Origin of the sequence: Streptomyces sp. LS1784 (assembly GCF_020103755.1) — a bacterium.
Classification (GTDB): domain Bacteria; phylum Actinomycetota; class Actinomycetes; order Streptomycetales; family Streptomycetaceae; genus Kitasatospora.
Map to the genome: position 1 here is coordinate 1 of NZ_JAHSQD010000894.1, position 2,217 is coordinate 2,217.

Below are 2,217 nucleotides of genomic sequence, written 5' to 3' on the forward strand. Positions count from 1 at the left end.
GCCCCGGCTGCCGGGGGTCGGCGACGCCGATCCGCCACGGCCCGCCGGCGGTCTGCACGTCCCCGCCGCCGCTGACGCAGTACTGCCGGGCTCCGGAGGAACGCAGCAGGGCGGCCGCCTGCTCGACCGCCCAGCCCTTGACCCAGCCGCTGGGGTCGAGGCGGCCGCCTGGCCGCTCGGTGAAGTACCCGTCGGTCTCGGCGGCCACCTCGCGGCAGGCGGCCAGGACGGCGAGGACCTCCGGATCGCAGTCGTCCGGGGCGAGTTCGCCCCGGTCGAGGCGGCTGATGTCGCTGTCCGGCCGGTAGGTCGAGAACACCGCGTCGATCCGGTGCAGCCGCTCGGTGATCCGCTCCAGCACGGCCGGGGTGCCGGGGCCGGGGTCGCGCACGGCGATGGAGAAGACGGTGCCCATCACGGGCTCGGCGTGGCGCAGCACGGGCACCTCAGCCCTTGGCCCGGTCGAGGGCGCTCTGCAGGGAGCGGACGTAGCCGTCGCTGGTGTACGTCGCGCCGCTGACCATGTCGATCCGGGCGCTCTGCGAGGCTATTGCCTCCTGGTTGAGGACCGGCAGCGCGGAGCTGTTGATCTCGCGGTCGCGCCGTTCGGAGTTCGGGTACTTGACCACGTCGACGGCGGTGATCCGGTTGCCCGCGAGGGTGACCTGCACCTGCACCGGACCGTAGCGGGTGTTGACGGTGTTGCCGCTGACCTTCCGGGTGGCGCCCGGGGCGGGGGCGGAGGCGGAGGGCGCGGGGGTGTTCGACGTTCCGGAGACGTCGGTTCCGGAACCGGAACCGGAACCGGAACCGGGACCGGCGGCGGGGCCGGATCCGGTGTCCGACCCCGAGCCGATCACCGGAGCCGGTCCGGTCGCCTGGTGCGGTTTGAGGGACAGCAGCAGCACCACCCCGGCCGCGGTGGCGGCGCTGGTGACGACGGCTCGGCGCATGGGATCGACGCTCCTCGGGGACGTGGAATCGGAAGGGCTCAGAAGGAAAAGCTCTCGTGGTGGATGTGCCCCGGCCGCACCCCTGCCGCCCGCAGCGCGCGGACGGCCTCCTCGGCCATCGCCTCCGGGCCGCACAGGTAGACCTCGTGCCGGGCGAGGTCCGGGACCAGCCGGGCCAGCGCGGCCCCGAGGTCGCCGACCTCTTCGCGCGAGCCGAGCAGCTCGTGCACTGCCGCGCCGCGCCGCCGGGCGATCGCGGTCAGCTCCGCCCGGAACAGCACGTCCTGCGGTCGGCGGGCCCGCTGGACCAGCGTCAGCTCGCCCGGCAGGGTCTCGAACAGGGCGCGCAGCGGGGTGATCCCCACCCCGGCGCCGAGCAGCAGCACCCGGCGCTGCCGCAGCCGCCGCCCGGTGAACGCCCCGTACGGGCCCTCGGCGCGCACCCGGGTCCCCGGGCGCAGGGCGGCCACCGCGGCGCTGTGCCCGCCGAGGTCCTTGACCGTGAAGCGCAGGAAGTGCGGGTGCGGCGGCGCGGACAGCGAGTACGGGTTGGCGGCCCAGCGCAGCCCGGGCGCCTGGAACTGGAGCCGGAAGAACTGGCCCGGCTCGGCGCCGAGTTCGTCCAGCCGCCGCCCGCTGAGGAAGAGCGACACCACGCCGGGGCCCTCCGGCCGCACCTCGGCGACCTCCAGACGGTGCCGCCGGTCGAGCAGCCACGGCCGCAGCAGCCGGAACCAGCCCAGCAGCGCCGCCGTGCCGAAGTAGAGGGCGTACCAGGCGGCCTGGCCGGGGCCGCCGCCCAGGTCGGCGCCGGTGGCCGGCTGGTGGGAGAAGGCCAGCGCCACCGCGAGGTAGGTCGCCAGGTGCAGGTAGTACCAGGTCTCGTAGGCGAGGCGGCGGCGCGCGATCCGGGCGGAGACCGCGCCGGTGCCGAGCAGCAGCAGGGTGCCCAGGGTGGCCTTGATCATCTCGGGGTAGTGGAACACGACCTCCACGCCCTCGCCGACCAGACCGCGGTCGTCGGTCAGCGCGTAGCCCCAGACGATCGTCAGCACGTGCACCGAGACCATGGCCACCATCCAGCGCCCGCCGAAGGCGTGCCAGCGGGCCAGCCGGTCCGCGCCCACCCCACGCTCCACCGGCGGCAGCCGGGCCATCAGCAGGAGCAGCACCGGAGCGGCGTAGCCGGCCAGCAGTCCGGTGATCCGGCCGGCGCCGCTCAGCCAGCCGGCCGCGCCGACCACCGCCGGCGTGCCCTTCCACC

Annotated in this window: 3 protein-coding genes; all 3 read right to left on the minus strand. The window is 75.3% G+C overall.

All coding sequences use genetic code 11. From position 1 onward, the window contains the following. The coding region (locus KS423_RS43920; RefSeq protein ID WP_224285283.1) for an FAD:protein FMN transferase at positions 1–439 on the minus strand (439 nt) is incomplete at its 3' end. A 7-nt stretch (positions 440–446) separates the two neighbouring features. Next, positions 447–953: an FMN-binding protein gene (locus KS423_RS43925; protein ID WP_224285284.1), complete on the minus strand. Its 507-nt coding sequence runs from the start codon at positions 951–953 to the stop codon at positions 447–449. 38 nt (positions 954–991) lie between these two features. Continuing rightward, positions 992–2,217: ferric reductase-like transmembrane domain-containing protein (locus KS423_RS43930; protein ID WP_224285285.1), on the minus strand; the 1,226-nt coding region annotated here is incomplete at its 5' end.